The sequence below is a fragment of the Paraburkholderia lycopersici genome, assembly GCF_900096975.1.
GTDB lineage: Bacteria > Pseudomonadota > Gammaproteobacteria > Burkholderiales > Burkholderiaceae > Paraburkholderia > Paraburkholderia lycopersici.
On record NZ_FMYQ01000006.1, the window covers coordinates 130,449 to 147,747 of the forward strand.

At 65.4% G+C, this 17,299-nt stretch carries 17 protein-coding genes; 4 read left to right on the forward strand and 13 right to left on the reverse strand.

What is annotated here, in order from left to right:
- Nucleotides 1-8: 8 nt before the first annotated feature.
- The 6 genes from BLU17_RS09325 to BLU17_RS09350 form a co-directional block, all read right to left on the reverse strand.
- On the reverse strand, nt 9-1,574 hold the full coding sequence (locus BLU17_RS09325; RefSeq protein ID WP_425434077.1) for a Re/Si-specific NAD(P)(+) transhydrogenase subunit alpha: 1,566 nt from the start codon (nt 1,572-1,574) through the stop codon (nt 9-11).
- A 200-nt stretch (nt 1,575-1,774) separates the two neighbouring features.
- Nucleotides 1,775-2,029, reverse strand: a complete 255-nt coding sequence (locus BLU17_RS09330; protein ID WP_091996437.1) for a hypothetical protein — start codon at nt 2,027-2,029, stop codon at nt 1,775-1,777.
- Between the two features lie 18 nt (nt 2,030-2,047).
- Entirely contained in the window at nt 2,048-2,482 is a 435-nt protein-coding gene (locus tag BLU17_RS09335) for a PAS domain-containing protein (RefSeq protein ID WP_091996438.1), read from the reverse strand.
- Between the two features lie 158 nt (nt 2,483-2,640).
- A complete protein-coding gene (gene frc / locus BLU17_RS09340) occupies nt 2,641-3,891 on the reverse strand; it encodes a formyl-CoA transferase (RefSeq protein ID WP_091996439.1) in 1,251 nt (416 codons plus the stop codon).
- Between the two features lie 35 nt (nt 3,892-3,926).
- Complete coding sequence (gene oxc / locus BLU17_RS09345) at nt 3,927-5,672, reverse strand: oxalyl-CoA decarboxylase (RefSeq protein WP_091996440.1); 1,746 nt, start codon at nt 5,670-5,672, stop codon at nt 3,927-3,929.
- A gap of 333 nt (nt 5,673-6,005) precedes the next feature.
- Nucleotides 6,006-6,725 (reverse strand): GntR family transcriptional regulator, encoded by a 720-nt coding sequence (locus BLU17_RS09350; RefSeq protein ID WP_091996441.1) that lies wholly within the window; start codon nt 6,723-6,725, stop codon nt 6,006-6,008.
- Between the two features lie 236 nt (nt 6,726-6,961).
- Between BLU17_RS09350 and BLU17_RS09355 the strand changes: the two genes are divergently transcribed.
- Nucleotides 6,962-7,330 carry an HAD family hydrolase gene (locus tag BLU17_RS09355; RefSeq protein ID WP_091996442.1) on the forward strand — a complete coding sequence of 123 codons (369 nt, stop codon included), beginning with the start codon at nt 6,962-6,964 and terminating at the stop codon, nt 7,328-7,330.
- Between the two features lie 111 nt (nt 7,331-7,441).
- On the opposite strand, the gene BLU17_RS09360 is transcribed toward BLU17_RS09355, so the two are convergent.
- Complete coding sequence (locus BLU17_RS09360; protein WP_091996443.1) at nt 7,442-9,181, reverse strand: long-chain fatty acid--CoA ligase; 1,740 nt, start codon at nt 9,179-9,181, stop codon at nt 7,442-7,444.
- Between the two features lie 131 nt (nt 9,182-9,312).
- Nucleotides 9,313-10,086, reverse strand: a complete 774-nt coding sequence (locus BLU17_RS09365) for an SDR family oxidoreductase (protein ID WP_091996444.1) — start codon at nt 10,084-10,086, stop codon at nt 9,313-9,315.
- A gap of 861 nt (nt 10,087-10,947) precedes the next feature.
- Between BLU17_RS09365 and BLU17_RS09370 the strand changes: the two genes are divergently transcribed.
- The 3 genes from BLU17_RS09370 to BLU17_RS09375 all read left to right on the forward strand — a co-directional run bounded on the left by BLU17_RS09370 (nt 10,948) and on the right by BLU17_RS09375 (nt 13,436).
- On the forward strand, nt 10,948-12,165 hold the full coding sequence (locus BLU17_RS09370) for an MFS transporter (protein ID WP_091996445.1): 1,218 nt from the start codon (nt 10,948-10,950) through the stop codon (nt 12,163-12,165).
- A 117-nt stretch (nt 12,166-12,282) separates the two neighbouring features.
- Nucleotides 12,283-12,423, forward strand: a complete 141-nt coding sequence (locus BLU17_RS33060; RefSeq protein WP_176928981.1) for a hypothetical protein — start codon at nt 12,283-12,285, stop codon at nt 12,421-12,423.
- Between the two features lie 137 nt (nt 12,424-12,560).
- Nucleotides 12,561-13,436 carry a DUF1571 domain-containing protein gene (locus tag BLU17_RS09375; RefSeq protein WP_176928982.1) on the forward strand — a complete coding sequence of 292 codons (876 nt, stop codon included), beginning with the start codon at nt 12,561-12,563 and terminating at the stop codon, nt 13,434-13,436.
- Here the strand turns inward: BLU17_RS09375 and BLU17_RS09380 are convergent.
- From BLU17_RS09380 to BLU17_RS33065, 5 genes are read right to left on the reverse strand one after another with little or no spacing between them, the layout of a single operon-like run.
- A complete protein-coding gene (locus BLU17_RS09380) occupies nt 13,399-13,827 on the reverse strand; it encodes a hypothetical protein (protein WP_143189201.1) in 429 nt (142 codons plus the stop codon). The genes BLU17_RS09375 and BLU17_RS09380 overlap by 38 nt on opposite strands.
- 51 nt (nt 13,828-13,878) lie before the next feature.
- Nucleotides 13,879-15,468 (reverse strand): FAD-binding oxidoreductase, encoded by a 1,590-nt coding sequence (locus BLU17_RS09385; protein ID WP_091996448.1) that lies wholly within the window; start codon nt 15,466-15,468, stop codon nt 13,879-13,881.
- 58 nt (nt 15,469-15,526) lie between these two features.
- Nucleotides 15,527-16,408, reverse strand: a complete 882-nt coding sequence (locus tag BLU17_RS09390; RefSeq protein ID WP_091996449.1) for an anti-sigma factor family protein — start codon at nt 16,406-16,408, stop codon at nt 15,527-15,529.
- A complete protein-coding gene (locus BLU17_RS09395; protein ID WP_091996450.1) occupies nt 16,405-16,956 on the reverse strand; it encodes a sigma-70 family RNA polymerase sigma factor in 552 nt (183 codons plus the stop codon). Before BLU17_RS09395 ends, BLU17_RS09390 begins: the two co-directional genes overlap by 4 nt.
- A 12-nt stretch (nt 16,957-16,968) precedes the next feature.
- Nucleotides 16,969-17,118: a hypothetical protein gene (locus BLU17_RS33065; RefSeq protein ID WP_176928984.1), complete on the reverse strand. Its 150-nt coding sequence runs from the start codon at nt 17,116-17,118 to the stop codon at nt 16,969-16,971.
- Nucleotides 17,119-17,299 lie beyond the last annotated feature (181 nt).

Genomic DNA, 17,299 nt, shown 5'->3' on the forward strand with positions numbered 1-17,299 from the left:
ACGTCTCCTCAGGTCCGTTGGAACATCTTCAGCATGCGCTGGGTGACGAGAAAGCCGCCCGCGATGTTGATGGTCGCGACGACGAGCGCGATGCCCGCCAGCGCAGTCACGATCGCGCTCGCGTTGCCCGGATGCAGCAATGCGCCGATCACGATGATCCCGCTGATCGCATTCGTCACGCTCATGAGCGGCGTATGCAGCGCCGGCGTGACGTTCCAGACCACCTGATAGCCGACGAACACCGCCAGCACGAACACGGTGAAGTGCGCGACGAACGACGGCGGCGCAACCGCGCCGAGCACGAGCAGCAGCAGCGCGACGATGACGAGCGCGGCAAGCGACCAGACGCCGTTGCGACGCACGGCCCGCGCGTCATCGTCTTTGGCGCTGGCGGCCGTGACGGCGGGCTTCGCCGGCGCCGCGGCTTGCGGCATGGCGCAGACCTGTACCGGGGGCGGCGGCCAGCACACCTTGCCGCGCTCCATCACGGTCGCGCCGCGCTGCACGGCATCGCTCATGTCGAGCTTGAGTTCGCCGTCCTTCGCGGGCGTGAGATCGGTCAGCAGATGGCGTATGTTGGTCGCATAGAGCTGGCTCGACTGGTTCGCCATGCGGCTCGGCAGGTCCGTGTAGCCGATCACGGTTACGCCGTTTGCGTTCACGACTTCGCCCGCGCGGGTGAGCTCGCAGTTGCCGCCCTGCTCCGCCGCCATGTCGACGATCACGCTGCCCGCGCGCATGCACGCCACCGTCTTCGCGTCGATGAGACGCGGCGCCGGTTTGCCCGGAATGAGCGCCGTCGTGATGATGATGTCGACTTCGCGCGCCTGCGCCTCGAAAAGCGCCATCTCGGCCTCGATGAACTTCGCGCTCATCTGTTTCGCGTACCCGCCCGCACCGCCGCCCTCCTCCTCGATGTCGACGCTCAGGAACTCCGCGCCCATGCTCTCGACCTGCTGGCCGACCTCGGGGCGCGTATCGAATGCGCGCACGATCGCACCGAGGCCGCGCGCGGCGCCGATCGCCGCCAGCCCCGCGACACCCGCGCCGATCACGAGCACCTTCGCGGGGGGCATCTTGCCGGCCGCCGTGATTTGTCCCGTGAATACGCGCCCAAAATGCTGGGCCGCTTCGACGACCGCGCGATAACCGGCCATGTTCGCCATCGAGCTGAGCGCATCGAGCTTCTGCGCGCGCGAGATGCGCGGCACGCAGTCCATCGCGAGCACCGTGGCGCCGCGCGCAGACAGTTGCTCGAGCAATGCCGCGTTCTGCGCGGGCCAGACGAAGCCGATCAGCGTTGCGCCCGGCCTGATTTGCTGCACTTCCTCGCTCGAAGGCGGCCTCACCTTGACGACGATATCCGCCCCGCTCCAGAGCGCCTGCACATCGTCCGCGATACGCGCACCTGCCGCGCGATAGGCGTCGTCCGGGTAAGACGCGTTCGCGCCCGCCGACGCTTCGACCTCCACGGCATAACCCAGCTTGATTAGTTGTGCCACACTTTCCGGCGTCGCCGCTACGCGTCGTTCGCCTTCAAGTGTCTCGCAGGCAACCGCAATCGTCATCGTCACGATGCGCCTCCTTGCTTCAGGAAAGGCAGCGATGCGGCAAGGACTTGGGAAACCGGCGGCGCGCCAATGTACCTGGCGCGCCGTAAGCGTGGCCACGACTTCATCAAACGTCTCCTGTGCCGGCCAGGGTTAGCGCTTCAGCGCCTGACTCCGGCCTCATGTTGGAATTCTGTGTACAGCGGCTCGATCGGGGCTGCGCCCTACGACATGCCGAGGCTGGGAGAATTGCCTCGCTTGAGCAAGGCGAGCGCCGCCTCGCGCGCGCCGACAATGGCCGCGGCCTCGCTTTCGAATACGGTTTCGTCGAGCACCCATTGACGGGGGAAGACAGCGGCCGCCGCGTCGTCGGTGTCCTCTGCCGTGTGGATGGCGGCGAACGCCGCCCAGCCGCCGTTATGGATCAGTTGACGAGCCGACAGTTCGACCTCGTAGTGACCATGTCTTTCGGTGTGCATCGGCGGGGCTCTCAACGCTCAGGATTGCTGAGCTTGCGCTTCCAGTTCCGTAACCCGCTTCTTGAGCGCGCGTTCTTCCTGGAAACGTACCGTTTCATCGCGGATCACGGCAACGATGCCGCTCACTTCGCCCTGCGGCGCGTGCAGCAGCGCGACCGTGAATGCGATGGAAAGCGCCTTGCCCGCCTTGTCCACGGCCGGCACGCGCAGCACGTCGCTGCCGTAGCGCGTCTGGCCGGTCGCCATGGTCTTGTGATAGCCCTCCCAGTGACGACCGCGCAGCCGCTCGGGAATGATGAGGTCGAGCGTCTTGCCGAGCGCTTCGTCCTGCGTATAGCCGAACATGCGCGTCGCCGCGGGATTCCAGTATGTGATGTCGCCCGCCGCGTCCGAGATGACGACGGCGTCCCCGATGGCGTTGGCGAGTTGCTCGAAATCGATGGCAGATTGCATGTCGATGACTATGTAGGGTGAGTCGTTTATCGTCGCCGCGCGGCACGCCTTGCATGCGCTACGCGGCGTCCTGCCTGACCTTCTGGCGTTGCGAACGTTCGCGGGCGCAGCTGGCGCTGCGTCCGCATTTGCCTGCCTGCTTCGTCAGCGGATGGGCGTCAAACCGCCCGCACTTCGTGCAGCGCCGCGATTTGCTGCGGCGTGTAGCCGAGGTCGGCCAGCACCTCGTCGGTGTGCTCGCCCAGCAGCGGCGAACCCGTGATCTCGGGCTTCAGCTCCGAGAACTTGATCGGGCTGCCCACCGTGAGGTACGAGCCGCGCTCCTTGTGCGGCACTTCGACAATCGTACCGCTTGCGCGCAACGACGGATCATTGGCGATTTCCTTCATGCTGAGCACGGGTGCGCACGGAATGTCGAATTTGCGCAGAATGTCGACGGCTTCGAACTTGGTCTTGTCGGCGAGCCACGCCTCGATCGTCGCGAAGATGTCGAAGATATGCGGCTGACGCGCCTGCGCCGTCGCGTAATTCGGGTCGTCGATCCATTCGGGTTTGCCGAGCGCGCGGCAGATCGGTTCCCACGCGTGGCCCTGCACCGTGAAGTAGATGTACGCGTTCGGGTCCGTCTCCCAGCCCTTGCACTTGAGCACCCAGCCAGGCTGGCCGCCGCCGCCCGCGTTGCCGCCGCGCGGCACGACGTCGCTGAACGTGCCGTGCGGATACTGCGGATATTCCTCGAGGAAGCCAAGACGGTCCAGTCGCTGCTGGTCGCGCAGCTTCACGCGGCACAGGTTGACCACGCTGTCCTGCATCGACACGGCGACCTTCTGACCCTTGCCTGTCTTCTCGCGGCCGATCAGCGCAGTGAGAATGCCAATGGCGAGGTGCATGCCCGTGTTGCTGTCGCCGAGCGCGGCCGCGCTCACCGTGGGCGGGCCGTCCCAGAAACCCGTGGTCGAGGCCGCGCCGCCCGCGCATTGCGCGACGTTCTCGTAGACCTTGAGGTCGTCGTAATGGTGGCCTTCGCTGAAGCCCTTGACCGAAGCGACGATCATCTTCGGGTTGAGCTCCTTGATGCGTTCCCACGTAAAGCCCATGCGGTCGAGCGCGCCCGGGCCGAAATTCTCGACCATCACATCCGACTCGCGAATCAGCTTATCGAGCACCTCCTTGCCTTCGGGCTTCTTGGTGTCGAGCGTGATCGAGCGCTTGTTGCTGTTGAGCATGGTGAAGTAAAGCGCGTCGACGTCGGGGATGTCGCGCAGTTGCGAGCGCGTCACGTCGCCCGCACCCGGGCGTTCCACCTTGATAACGTCCGCACCGAACCACGCGAGCATCTGTGTGCAGGCGGGACCCGCCTGCACGTGGGTGAAGTCGATGATCTTGATACCGTCGAGGGGTTTGCTCATTTCTCGTATCTCCTGGTCTGCCTGATCAAATGGGCTTATTTCTTCATGGCCGCGCTTTGCGGATTCAGATTCGTGAGACGACCGCTTTCGGTGCCGGCCGATTCGTCGATGACTGCGTTGATCAACGTGGGGTTGCCCGACGCGATCGCTTCGAGCAGCGCATTCGCGAGTTCTTCGGGCGTCGTGACCTGATGGCCAATGCCGCCGAACGCCTCGATCATCCTGTCGTAGCGCGCGTTCTTTACGAACACCGTCGGCGCGACGTCGCAGCCGCCGCTCGGGTTGACGTCCGTGCCGCGATACACGCCGTTGTTGTTGAAGACAATGGTGCAAACCGGCAAGTTGTAGCGGCAAATCGTTTCGAGCTCCATGCCGGAGAAACCGAATGCGCTGTCGCCCTCGATAGCGACCACTTGCGTGCCGCTCGTCACGGCCGCGCCGATCGCGAAGCCCATGCCGATGCCCATGATCCCCCACGTGCCCGAGTCGAAGCGCTTGCGCGGCTGGTACATGTCGATGATGCTGCGCGCGTAGTCGAGCGTATTCGCCCCTTCGTTGACCACGTTGATGTCGGGACGCGTTTTGAGCACATCGCGAATGGCGCGCAGCGCACTGTGAAAGTTCATCGGCGACGGGCTTTTTGCGAGCGTCGCGGCCATCTTTTCGAGGTTCTTGTTCTTGCGTTCGGCAACGGCGTCGAGCCACTCGGCGGGCGGCTTGGGAAAATTCTTGCCGAGACCCGCGACGAGCGCTTCCACGCACGAGCCGATGTCGCCGATCACCGGCGCCTCGATGGCCACGTTGCTGTCGATCTCGGTAGGTGCGATGTCGATCTGCACGAACTGCTTCGGCGCGGGCGCGCCCCACGTCTTGCCCTTGCCGTGTGAGAGCAGCCAGTTCAGGCGCGCGCCGATCAGCACCACGGCGTCCGACTCGGCCAGCACGAACGAGCGCGCCGCCGAAGCCGATTGTTCGTGCGTGTCGGGCAGCAGGCCCTTGGCCATCGACATCGGCAGATACGGAATGCCGCTCTTCTCCACCAGCTCGCGGATCTGCGCATCGGCTTGCGCATACGCCGCGCCCTTGCCGAGCAGGATCAGCGGGCGTTTTGCATTCCTGATCACCTCGATAGCGCGCGCCACCGAATCGGGTGCAGGAATCTGGCGCGGCGCAGCGTCGATCACCTTCACGAGCGACTGACGGCCCTTCACCGCGTCGATGGTCTGCGCAAGAAGCTTGGCCGGCAAGTCGAGATACACGCCGCCCGGACGGCCCGATACGGCCGCGCGAATCGCACGCGCCACGCCAATGCCGATGTCCTCGGCGTGCAGCACGCGATAAGCAGCCTTGGCATAGGGCTTCGCGGCGTTGAGCTGATCCATCTCCTCGTAGTCGCCCTGCTGCAGATCGACGATTTCCCGCTCGCTCGAACCGCTGATGAGGATCATCGGGAAGCAGTTCGTCGTGGCATTGGCCAGCGCCGTCAGGCCATTCAGAAAACCCGGCGCGGAAACGGTGAGGCAGACGCCCGGCTTCTTCGTCATGTAGCCCGCGACGGCCGCCGCGTTGCCCGCGTTCTGCTCATGCCGAAAGCCGATGAAGCGCATGCCCTCGGCCTGCGCGAGACGGGCGAGATCGGTAATGGGAATACCGACGAGACCGAAGATCGTGTCGATATCGTTGAGTTTCAGCGCGTCGATGACCAGATGAAAACCATCGGTCGTTTGCTGCGCTTCGGGCACAGGGTTCTGCTGTGCCTCGTTGATGCCTGCTTCTGCCATGACGTCTCCTCTTTGGCGGGGCGTTGCGTGATTCGTGATATACAATATTCCACACACAATATTAGTCAAGACGTTTTTTTACCCATGCTGGGCTTGCTGCGCTGCGGTACGCAGCGCAGCCTGAGATGGCTGTTCACGCGGCGGCAAACCTTGGCGCGGCACCCACCATTGACAGGCTTCTGCAATACGCCCGAACATCCCGATTAAACTAATACGCACTCCATATCTTCCTTTCTGGGCCGACGCACCGATTCAGACGAAAAACGTATTGATACACCTGACTCATGCATCAGCACGATATGAAACGCCCGCTCGCCGCGGCCCGCCGTTCCGTCAGTCGAGAAAATCGCAGTTGGCTTCCACGAACAGCGCGAGTTCTATCGAGTGCTGCCGCACGAGCTGCTCAACGCGCTCGGTGTCGCGCGCCTCGAGCGCTTCGATGATGCGCATGTGGTCCACGATCGAGCGCGATGCACGATCGCTCTGCGCGATCGTCATCCGGCGGATCGCACGCACATGCATGAAGATGTTCTTGATGGTGTCGACAATGATGGGCGACTTCGAAAGCTCGACCAGCGACTGGTGAAACATGATGTTCGCTTCGGAGTACTCCTCGATGTGCTCCGAGGGCGTCGAGTCGCCGAAGGTCGCGAACATGCGACGCAGGCCCGCGATGTCGTCGTCCGAGGCCCGCTGCGTGGCGAGGCGCGCGGCAATGCTTTCCAGCGCGGCCCACATATAGATCATCTCCACGATCTCCTTGCGCGTCTTGCGCAAGATGTAGACGCCGCGCCGCGGCACGGTCCGCAGGAAACCCTCCTGTTCCAGCAACGTCATCGCCTCGCGCACAGGCGTGCGGCTCACGCCGAGCTTCTCGGTCAACTCCTTCTCGTCCAGCCGGATCTCGTCTCGCGAACGGTAAATGTCGGTTTCCGCTATGGCCTGCTTGAGCTTCGCGTAGGCCTGATCGCGCAGTGAAACGGTCGCGTTGATCGGCTCCAGGGTCAAGGTGACCTGAGACGCCATGGCGGCGAGTTCTCTTTCGGCGGACATCGGTCGTTCGTCTCCAATGTTCTGGTTAGCCGGCGTTACCGTGCAATTTTATATTTACAATACAGTATATCAGTGAGATGCCGATAGCCAAGCGGGTTTACTCGTACTTGAGCGTTGCGGCGCGCAAGCACGTTTCATAAAACATTACTTATGATTATCTAAAAAAACTTTAACTATCGTTTATTCATTGGTGCTTCTACGCTTGATTCACGCCAATCTCGATAGAGGAGACAGCCATGAGCCATCCCACCGCCGGACACGATCGTCAACTGGAAGCGCAGCTTTGCGCGTTCAACACGGCGTTCGCCGAACTAGGCCTGCGTTTTCGCTGGGACGTCCGCACGCTCTACTCGCTCGCCTCGATCGCGGGCGAACATGCACGTGTCGCGGCCTATATCGAGGCGCATCATCCGCATCTGCTAAAGGCTTACAGCATGGAGTTTCTGTGCGAGGCGATCCTCGCGCGAAAGAATGCGCGAGCGCCAGGTGAATGGCCGCTAGCCCAGCCCGCAGAGCGCGGCGCGGCCCAGGATTGGCAAACCCTGGCGACCGCCATGGAGCAGGAATGGCACGAAGGAGGATTGCCGGCGCTCGCAGGCGCCTGACGTACCGGAAGAAAAAAGCGGCTTGAAGACGAAATCCGTCTGGCAAGGCGCGCGCTGGCGCCCCACTCAGACGGGTTTGATATGGAAACGCCCCCGGCCGGGTCTACCGGCTCAAGCGTTGCGCCGCGCCTCGATCTCGTCTTCCTGCAGTTTGCGCCAGAGAATCTTGCCGCTGCCCGATTTCGGCAACGTCTCGACGAACTGCACGATGCGCGGCGCCTTGTACGCCGCCATGTTCTCGTGCGCCCAGGCGATGATATCGTCTTCGTTCACGCGGCCGGGCTGCGTCGGATCGAGCACGACGACTGCCTTCACCGTCTCGCCGCGTCGCGGATCCTGACTGCCGATGATGCACACTTCCTTGATCGCCGGATGCCGGTACATCAGCGCCTCGACCTCGGCCGGCCAGACCTTGAAGCCCGCCGCGTTGATCATGCGTTTGAGGCGGTCAGTCATGAAGTAATAGCCTTCCTCGTCGCGCCGCACGAGGTCGCCGGTGCGCAGAAAGCGCTTGCCGTCGCGCTCGATGAACGCTTCGCGCGTCGCCTCGGGGTTGCGCCAGTAACCCAGCATCACCTGTGGCGCATGCATGATGAGCTCGCCTGATTCCCCCGGCGGCATCTCTTCCAGCGTAATCGGATCGACCACGCGCGAATCGACGTCGAATACGGGAATGCCCAGACACTGCGGCTTTGGACGCTGCGGCGGATTGATGTGCGTACCGGCCATGGTCTCCGACATGCCATAGCCTTCGACGAAGTCGAGGCCGGTCAGATCCTTGAGCTTCTTCGCCACCGCGTCGGGCATCGTCGCGCCGCCGCCGCGCATCCACGCGAGGCTCGACAGATCATATTCGTCGATGCGCGGGTTAGAGATGAAGTCCACGACCATTGTCGAGATCGCCTGCCATCCGTTGATGCGGTAGTGCTCGATCGCGCGCGCGGCGGCGTCGCGGTCCCAGCGCGGCAGCAGCAACACAGTCGATCCGTTGTAGATCGGGCTGTTCATGCCGCCCTGCATGCCCGTCACGTGAAAGAGCGGCAGCACCGAAAGTTGTATGGCATCCTGATTACTTCCGAACCAGTTGCAGCCGCCCACGGCCGTCGCCATCACGCTGCGGTGCGTGTGCATGCAGCCCTTGGGTTTGCCCGTGGTGCCCGAGGTGTACGGCATCACGCAGAGGTCGTCGGGGCCCGCGGTAAGCGCGCCAGGCACGCAGCCCGCGTCCAGCACGTCAGCCCAGTGGGCGACGCCGGGGCCATCTACCGAACGCGGAGCGCTCACGAATTCTGGCGGTGGCGCATACGGCTCGCGTTTCAGATAGTCGCTATAGGTGGCGACGAGCAGATGTTTCAGGCCCTCGCCCTCGCCTTCGCCCTCCCGCACGAGTGGCGCGATGCGCGCGTAAAGATCCTGCGCGACGAAAGCCGTCGTCGCGCCACTGTCTTCCACGTAGTGCGAGAGCTCCTCGGTGAGATTCATCGGATTGACCGGCACGACCACGGCGTTGGCACGCAGGATACCGTAATAAGCGATGACCCATTGCGGGCTGTTCTGCATGTAGAGCAGCACGCGATCGCCGGCCTCCACGCCGCATTCCTGCTGCAGATAGCCGGCCACACGCTCGGCCTCGTCCTTGAACTGGGCGAACGTGACCACCGTGTCGTAAAAGATGATGAATGGCTTGTCGGGATAGCGCGCTGCCGAAACCTCGGCGTTGTAGAACAGGTTCGTCTCCGGAATGCTCAGACGCGGCGACAGATGCGCGGGCCAATGCGGCGAGACCAGACGCGGGGAAAACGCTGAGGAAGACGAAGGATTTTCGGAAGGTGTCGGGACAGACGTGGGCATGGCGGGCTCCGTCGAGCGAGTCTCTTGAAGAACGCGGCCGTGCCGCCTGCGGGCGGCACACGGTCGCGCTTACCGTGGAATCGGCGCGGGTTGCCCGCCGCGGGTTCGGGCAGGCAACCGGGAATGCTCGATCAGACGACGCTCGCGCCCCCGTCCACGGCGAGGTATTGGCCCGTCACGTGGCGCGCCGCCTGGCTCGCGAGGAACACCACCGCGCCCTTGAGATCGTCGTCGTCGCCGAGACGGTGCAGCGGCGTCTGATCGATCACCGCCTGCCCCATCTTGTCGAGCAAGCCGGCCGACATCTTCGAGGGAAAGAAGCCGGGGCAGATCGCGTTGACGTTGATGTTGTACTTGCCCCATTCGGCCGCCAGCGCGCGCGTGAAATTAATGGCCGCCGCCTTCGAGGTGTTGTACGCAATCGTCTGCATCGGGCCGAGCGAGCCCTTCAGGCCGGCAATGGAAGCGACGTTGATGATCTTGCCGCGCCTGCGTGCGATCATGCTGCGTTTGCCCACCTCGCGCGCGAGAAAGAACGGCGCGTTCACGTTCAGGTTCATGACCTTGTGCCACGCCTCGTCGGGATAATCCTCGGCAGGCGCGCCCCACGTAGCGCCCGCATTGTTCACGAGGATGTCGATCTGGCCGCAGGCCGCCAGCGTCTCGCTCACGAGCGGCGTGACCGCCTCCGGGTGCTGCAGGTCGCTCACGACGGTCGTCGCCTCGATGCCGAGCGCCTGCAGATGGCCGGCCGCCTCGGCAAGCTCGTCGGCCTTGCGCGCCGTGATGACCACGTGGCAGCCCATCTCCCCGAGCGCCTGCGCCATCTGCAGGCCCAGACCGCGCGAACCGCCGGTGATGAGCGCAACCTGCCCGCCCAGTTCGAACATTTCCCTGACACGCATGCTTTCGTCTCCTTGATGTCTGCCGGCTGGCGAAGCTCCGCCACGCGGAACCCGATGAGAAGCCACCGATTCTAGCGAGGTCGTCCAGCGAGAAACATAGGGAAAAGCACGATCGTTCATTAAATAGTATTTTGTGCTTTTTGGGCGTCGCCTGCGCCGCAGGCGGCGAGCCGCGCAAGCCGCATCCGCGGCCAGTTCCTTTGCGCGCGCAACCGTTGCAACCACGCTACAGCCGGCGCTTTCGCCCACCCGTCGTGAATCTGTCATCGGTCCCCCGGTCAGTACCCTTTAGCACGGCATATAAAAAATACGGGCGCCGCACCCCGGCGGCCCATCAGATCACTGACACCGACGATCCCCCCGCGGTCGGCAATTAGCTCGAAAGCGCATGGCTATCGGTCGCACCCGGCGCAGGCCACTATGCTGTCAATGCGGTCAAATAGACTGGATCGTTCGGTAACCTGAACGTCGATGCGATGTACTCGTTCGGCGCGACTACGCCTCGACCGTCGTCAACGCCGTTTTCAATTCGCACAACTGATGCACGCGTTTGCATTCATTTATTTGCATTGGCTGCACACGAACTCATTTAACTGCCTTCAGTTTAATTACATTTAAATTACGAACAAAACAGGAAGCTTTCGCCCACACGCAGGTTCTCCAGGGATTACTCCGGGTTGCAGTCATATGCATGCAAATGTTTAATGCCGGGCGTACACTGGCGCGAAGCCCGCTGCGGGGGCCAATCTAGCCACACGATGCAATGCCGCCACGTGCAAGGGATTGCAGCGAGCGTCGAGACGCTTGCTGCAATCAACAGGAGACATGGCATTGCACCCGTTTCACAGGAGAACAAACAACATGAGCTGGACGCGGGAACAGAAGAACGTCACGATTGCGGCGTACCTCGGATGGACGCTCGATGCATTCGATTTCTTTCTAATGGTTTTCGTACTGAAAGACATTGCCAACGAATTCAACACCAAAATTCCGGCCGTGGCTTTCGCCATTACGCTGACGCTGGCCATGCGCCCGCTCGGCGCGCTGATATTCGGCCGCCTCGCCGACAAATACGGCCGCCGCCCCACGTTGATGGTCAATATCGCGTGCTATTCGGTGCTCGAACTACTCACCGGCTTTTCGCCCAACCTCACGACCTTCATCGTCCTGCGTGCGCTGTTCGGCGTCGCGATGGGCGGCGAATGGGGCGTGGGTTCCGCGCTCACGATGGAAACCATTCCCCCCAGGTCGCGCGGCATCGTTTCCGGCCTGCTGCAGGCGGGCTATCCCAGCGGCTATCTGCTCGCCTCGATCGTGTTCGGCGTGCTGTACCAATACATCGGCTGGCGCGGCATGTTCTTCGTGGGCGTCCTGCCCGCGCTGCTCGTGCTTTACGTGCGTACGCACGTGCCCGAATCGCCGGCCTGGAAGGAGATGGAAAAGCGCGCGCGTCCGAGCCTCATCACCACGCTCAAGCACAACTGGGTGCTTTCCGTGTACGCGATCGTGCTGATGACCGCGTTCAACTTCTTCTCGCACGGCACGCAAGACCTGTATCCGACCTTCCTGCGCGAGCAGCATCACTTCGATCCGCACACGGTTTCGATCATCACCATCGTGCTGAATATCGGCGCGATCGTGGGCGGCCTCTTCTTCGGCCAGATTTCCGAGAGAATCGGCCGTCGCAAGGCGATCTTCATCGCTGCGCTGATCGCGCTGCCGGTGCTGCCGCTGTGGGCGTTCTCTCAAGGCCCGCTGCTGCTCGCGCTGGGCGCGTTCCTCATGCAGATTTCGGTGCAAGGCGCGTGGGGCGTGATTCCGGTGCACCTGAACGAAATCTCGCCGGACGAAGTACGCGCGACCTTCCCGGGTCTCGTCTACCAGCTCGGCAACCTGTTCGCTTCGGTCAACGCCACGCTGCAGGCCTCGCTCGCCGAAGCACACGACCAGAACTACGCGATGGCCATGGCAATCGTCGCCGGAACGGTGGCCGTCGTGATCGCCGTGCTGATCCCGTTCAGTCGCGAGCGTCGCGGCATCGACATGACGCAGACGGCGAAGCAGGTGTCGGGCGTCTGATCCAAGCGCGCGGCGGCGCCGCAACGACGCAATGAAAGGCCGTGCCGGGTTCGCCCGCACGGCCTTTCTGCTTTTGTCGACGACTGCACTGCGCACTTTCCCAAGCGCGCCGCCTGCGTGAGCGCTGGCTCGCCGATGACCTGCCGCGCGCTCGTCGCGTTCCGCGAGTCGCTGCCGCCATCGACCATCGACAAGGTGCTGCGGCGGCAGCTGCGCGACGGGGAAATCGCAAAAGCCGGGAAGAAAACGCAAGTCTGAGACGTTGATGCGGTGATGGCGCTCGCGGCACATCCGGCGCGCGCCGCTTGCCCGCCAACATCGACGCACCGTGGAGGGCCTTGTCGATGACGTCTCGCTCCACGCGTATTTCGACACGCCGAGGTCCGGCGACGCGCGTGCAAACGTGCATGCGCGTCGCGCGCATCGCGGCACTGTTTGCGGCGTTCTTCGCCGCGTTGCCTGACGCAAGCCACGCCGGCCCCGAAGCGCGGACGCCGCCCTCCGAAGTGAGCGCGCTGCCCGCTGACGCGCAGGTGCGCTGGCTCCAGCGCGCCGCGCGCGACGGCACGCTCGCGCAGCTCGGCGACGCGCAACTCGTCGCGCTCTTCGCCTCGCTCGAACGCGACACGCTCGCGCGCTATATCGCGGCTGGACCGAACGGCTATGCGTCGTGCGAAATCTCGATGCGGCATCGCGAGCGCATCGACGGGCGCTGGCCCGCCGCGGCCGATCATCTGCTCGTGCGCATCGCCCATGCTCCGCTGCGGCTCTACGCGCGCTGGCTGCCCGACGGCGCGCACGCGGGCCAGGAAGTGCTCTACGACGCCACGCACCGCGGCGACGAAATGTACGGCCATACGGGCGGCCTCTTTGGCGCCATATCGATGTGGACGCAGCTCGACAGCGCGTTCGCGCGCTCGCAATCGCATCATCGGCTCACCGACCTCGGCACCGAGGCGATCGCGCGGCATTTCCTCGAGGACTACCCGCGGCTTGCGGCGGCGGGCGCGGCCCGAGCCTCGCGCATTGCCGTCGAAACGCTCGACGGCGTGCGCGTCGTCGCCTTCACGTGGGACGCGCCGCCCGACGCGCGCGGCCTGCCCGCGAACCGCGAGACGCTCGGCCTCGATCTGCGGCATCCATGGTTTCGCACCGTGCAGTCGTACGATGGCGAAGGGCGCCCCATCGAGGACATCGTGATCGAGCGCGTCGAACCGAAGGCCTTCGACGCCCTCACGTTCGATGCGCGCAATCCCGACTATCGCTTTTAGCCGGCGCGCGATGGGCCGCCGATGCGAAATCGCGCAACGCCACCCGCCGTGCTGCGGCGAGCCGTGCGAGCACGAAGCGGTCCGAGGGACGCAATGCGCCGATCACTGTCGCGCCGGGCTCGAGCCGTCGCGCAATCCGCGCATGCCACAGGCCGCCGATGTCGCTCGCGCCATCGCCAACGGCCCATGCCGCGCATCCCGCTCGCGCCGCCTCGCGCGCGAGCGCGCGGCCCTGCGGCAGCGCCGGATCGAACACCGCGGCGCTTGCCGCACCCAAACCCGCGCCCGCATCGGGCACCGATCCGGCAAGCGCAAGCCCGAGCGGCTGCGCCCGCCACACCGCACCGAGCGCCGCGGCCGTCGCCTCGCCGAGAAAAGCTCGCCGGTTCATCGCATCCTCCATTGCCCTCGCGCTATCCTCACGCGATCCTTCAGGCCGCCTTCACGTGTAGCCGCGTTGCGCTCGCCACCCCGCCGGCCAGATACCCTGCTTGCCCGGAGACAGCACGCCCTGCGGATCGAGCGCGTCCTTCACGGTCTGCGAAAGGCGCAGCAGCGCGCCGTCATTGAATGCGTACTGCGCCGCCGCATAGTCCATGTAGAGCAGATGCGAACGGTACACGCCATAGCCCGCCGCGCCCGCGTCGCTCATCAGCGCGCGCAACAGGTCGCCCGCGCGCGCGGCGTCGGCGCGGCGCTCGCGGGCGAAGATCGCCGCGAACACATGATGCAGATAACGCCCCGCCGCCGTGAAGCCGCCGTAATAGTCGAAGCCGTACTCGGCCGCGCGCGCCTTGACGAGCGCGTACTGACGCAGCGCGTCGCGGCCGTCGGCGGGACACAGCGGCGAGAAGTCCACGTGCGCGCCCTCGCCGCCGCGCCAGTCGAGCATGCGAAAAGCGCTCATCGCGGGTATGCCCGCGAAATTGCGGTCGCCGCCGCCCTGCGGCTCGTCGCCTTCGGCATAACGCCGCGACGCGAGGCGTGCGCCAGGCACGCCGGCGAAGGCGCGCTCGACGATGCGCCGCTGCACGTCGATCACCTCGGGCGCGCCGTAAAGCGCGTAGTGCAGGTTCCAGCGGCCCACGCCGAGCGCGCGCTGCATCGCGGCGACGGCGTCCTCCGGCATCGGCCCTTCGCCGTCGTACCAGCGCGAGCGCGGCGCGAGGCTCGCCGCGCGCCTTATCGCGCCTTCGATCACGGCATGCTGACGTATCGTGCCGTCGAGCTGGAGCGCACGCAGCGTATCGACGATCACGCCCAGATCGTCCTCGCGCGCGAACTGGATCTCGCCGATCACGAACGCCTGCGGCGCCGGCATCAGCCAGAGCCCCATCTTCGTGACGATGCCGTAGTTCGATTGCGTGAAGAGAGCGTCGAACGAAGGGCCATAGCCAGGCTTGTAGAGCTGCCAGGCCGTGCCGTTCTCGATCGCGCCCATGCCGGTGCGCACCACGTCGCCGTTGGCGAGCACGACCTCCATGCCGCACTGCGCCGACGCGTGGTCACCGTAAGCCGTGGTGCCGAAGCCGCGCTCGAGCGTGTTGCCGATCACGCTGCCCCAGCCGGCCGCGGGCGGATCGACCCAAAGGCGCAGATGCTGCTCGCGCAGGTGCGCATGCAGGTCGAAGTAGCTCACACCGGGCTCGACGCGCGCCCACGCGAGCCGCTCGTCCACCTCCAGGATGCGGTTCATGCGCTGCAGGTCGAGCACGACCGAACCCGCGAGACGCGGCGCGGCGCCGCCATAAGCGAAGTTGCGGCCCGTGGAAACGGTCCAGAGCGGCACGCGGGTCTCGTTCGCAATACGCAGAATGGCGCGGATCTCCTCGACATTCGCGGGGAGGATCGCCGCCGAAGGCGCGAAGGCATGCGGATCGGCGAGCGGCAAAAATGGATCGAGATACGGGTCGAGCGATGCGCCGCCGCGGCATACGTTCGGCGCGCCGACGACTTCCGCGAACGCCGCGAGCGCGCGCTCGAAGCGGTCCGCGTCGATGCCGGGCGGCAAGGGGCGCGCGGCGTCGCTCATCGGCGCACTCCGCTACCGCAGCCGGTCCGCGCTGGCATGGCCCCGCCCTCGCCGCCGCTCACCACTGCGCGGGCTTGCCGCCCAGCGCGCCGCACACTTCGAGTGCGATGTCGCGCAGTTGCGGCTCGGTTTGCGGCCCCGAAAGCGCGTAGCCCATGCGGTCGGTGCTCCAGTAGAACGTGCGGCGGTTGCCGTCGCGCAGGAGGCGCACGGCGTCGCGGTCGATGCCCGAACTGCTCACATAAAGCGTGAGCCGCTCGCCCGCATCGTTCTCGTACATGAATTGCGCGGCCGGGCCCGAATTGCCGGGCAACAACCGGCCACCCACCAGCGCGTAACCATATTCGGCGAGCGACGGAACGGAAAGCCGCTTGCCGAGCCGCTTCGAGAGCCATGCGACGAGATGCGCTTCGTCGGCCGCGCCCACTTCCACGGGGTGCCGCTGCTCCGGCGAATACACCGCATAGGCGACATCGGCGCGGCGCGCGAACGCTTCGGGGGTTTCGAAGCGCGTGGCCGCTGGCGTTGCGCCGGCCACGAGCGCCGGCGCGAGGCCGGGCGCGAGCCGCGGCACGAGCGCCGTGGCCGCCACCGCGAGCCCCGCGCCCAGAGCCGCCCACGCGGCGGCGATGCCCGCGCGCCACCACCACGGCGTGCGGGCACGCAGCACGAGCACGGTGGGCGCGTCGTCGGAAGCGGACGCCGCGCGCTCGCCGCCCACGCGCGCGCCTTCGCACAGTGCCCGCAGCGCGGCCTTCTGCGCGCGATAACCGGCCACGCGCCCCGCCGCCTGTGGATCGGACGCGAGGCGCGCCTGCAGCGCCGCGCGCTCGCCGGGCGGCAATTCGTCGTCGACGAAAGCACCGAGCATCGACAGATCCTCTTCAGGGCCGCCGGGCAGCATGCCCTCATGTTCGTGGTCGAGATCGTCGTGATTCATCTCATCGTCCCCACCACCCTGAGCGACGCGGCTCGTTGCGCGGGATCCCGCGCCGGCCCCGTGTCGAGCAACGCGCGCAGATGCTCGCGCGCCCGCGACAGGCGCGACATCACCGTGCCGGCCGGCACGCCGAGCACCGCCGACGCCTCGCTATAGCTCAACTCCTCCACGCACACGAGCAGCAGCACCTCGCGCTGCGCGGCCGGCAGGACATACAGCGCGCGCTGCAGGTCGCGCAGCACGAGCCCGTCCACCTCGCCGCGCGGCGCTTCGAGCGTGCGCCAGGGCGCCGCTTCGTCGTCGACGGCGATCTCACGCCGCCCGCGCAACTGGTCGATGTAGAGATGGCGCAGGATCGTGAGCAGCCACGCGCGCAGATTGCTCTGCGGCCGAAACGAGGTCCAGCGCGAGAGCGCACGCTCGGCGGCGTCCTGCACGAGGTCGTCGGCCCATGCGGCGTCGCCGGTCAATGCGCGGGCATACCGGCGCAAGGGCCCGAGCTGCGCCACGACCTGTGCTTCGAATTCCGGCGAAGGATGGCGCAACACGCCGCACGCCGCTCAGTAGCCGCCGCCGCTCGACGAGCCGCCCGAACTGCTCGAGGACGACCCGCCTGAGTTCATGTCGCCGCACGCGGCAAGCCCGACGCCGGAAACGCCGGCTAGCGCCGCGCAAACGAGGCACGCGAAAAACCTTCGAAACCGCTTCATGGCCACCTCCGCTGAGGTTACGCCCGGATAGCCGGACGGATGACCTGGGAGACCCGGCGAGCCGCATCACATGCGGCGTGAGCGCGCGCTCGCCCGGCATCGTCGATATGGCGTTAAACGTCGCGGCGAGCGCGCTTATTCCGCGCGAGCGGCGATTTCGCCTCTTTCGCGCACGCTGCGA

Bases quoted from the DNA above. Each gene is read 5' to 3' on its own strand.
- BLU17_RS09330 (WP_091996437.1), bottom strand. From the start codon at position 2,029: ATGCACACCGAAAGACATGGTCACTACGAGGTCGAACTGTCGGCTCGT.
- BLU17_RS09380 (WP_143189201.1), bottom strand. From the start codon at position 13,827: ATGAACCGGCGAGCTTTTCTCGGCGAGGCGACGGCCGCGGCGCTCGGT.
- BLU17_RS33065 (WP_176928984.1), bottom strand. From the start codon at position 17,118: ATGAAGCGGTTTCGAAGGTTTTTCGCGTGCCTCGTTTGCGCGGCGCTA.
- frc (WP_091996439.1), bottom strand. From the start codon at position 3,891: ATGAGCAAACCCCTCGACGGTATCAAGATCATCGACTTCACCCACGTG.
- BLU17_RS09360 (WP_091996443.1), bottom strand. From the start codon at position 9,181: ATGCCCACGTCTGTCCCGACACCTTCCGAAAATCCTTCGTCTTCCTCA.
- oxc (WP_091996440.1), bottom strand. From the start codon at position 5,672: ATGGCAGAAGCAGGCATCAACGAGGCACAGCAGAACCCTGTGCCCGAA.
- BLU17_RS09355 (WP_091996442.1), top strand. From the start codon at position 6,962: ATGAGCCATCCCACCGCCGGACACGATCGTCAACTGGAAGCGCAGCTT.
- BLU17_RS09370 (WP_091996445.1), top strand. From the start codon at position 10,948: ATGAGCTGGACGCGGGAACAGAAGAACGTCACGATTGCGGCGTACCTC.
- BLU17_RS09365 (WP_091996444.1), bottom strand. From the start codon at position 10,086: ATGCGTGTCAGGGAAATGTTCGAACTGGGCGGGCAGGTTGCGCTCATC.
- BLU17_RS09350 (WP_091996441.1), bottom strand. From the start codon at position 6,725: ATGTCCGCCGAAAGAGAACTCGCCGCCATGGCGTCTCAGGTCACCTTG.
- BLU17_RS09390 (WP_091996449.1), bottom strand. From the start codon at position 16,408: ATGAATCACGACGATCTCGACCACGAACATGAGGGCATGCTGCCCGGC.
- BLU17_RS09385 (WP_091996448.1), bottom strand. From the start codon at position 15,468: ATGAGCGACGCCGCGCGCCCCTTGCCGCCCGGCATCGACGCGGACCGC.
- BLU17_RS09335 (WP_091996438.1), bottom strand. From the start codon at position 2,482: ATGCAATCTGCCATCGATTTCGAGCAACTCGCCAACGCCATCGGGGAC.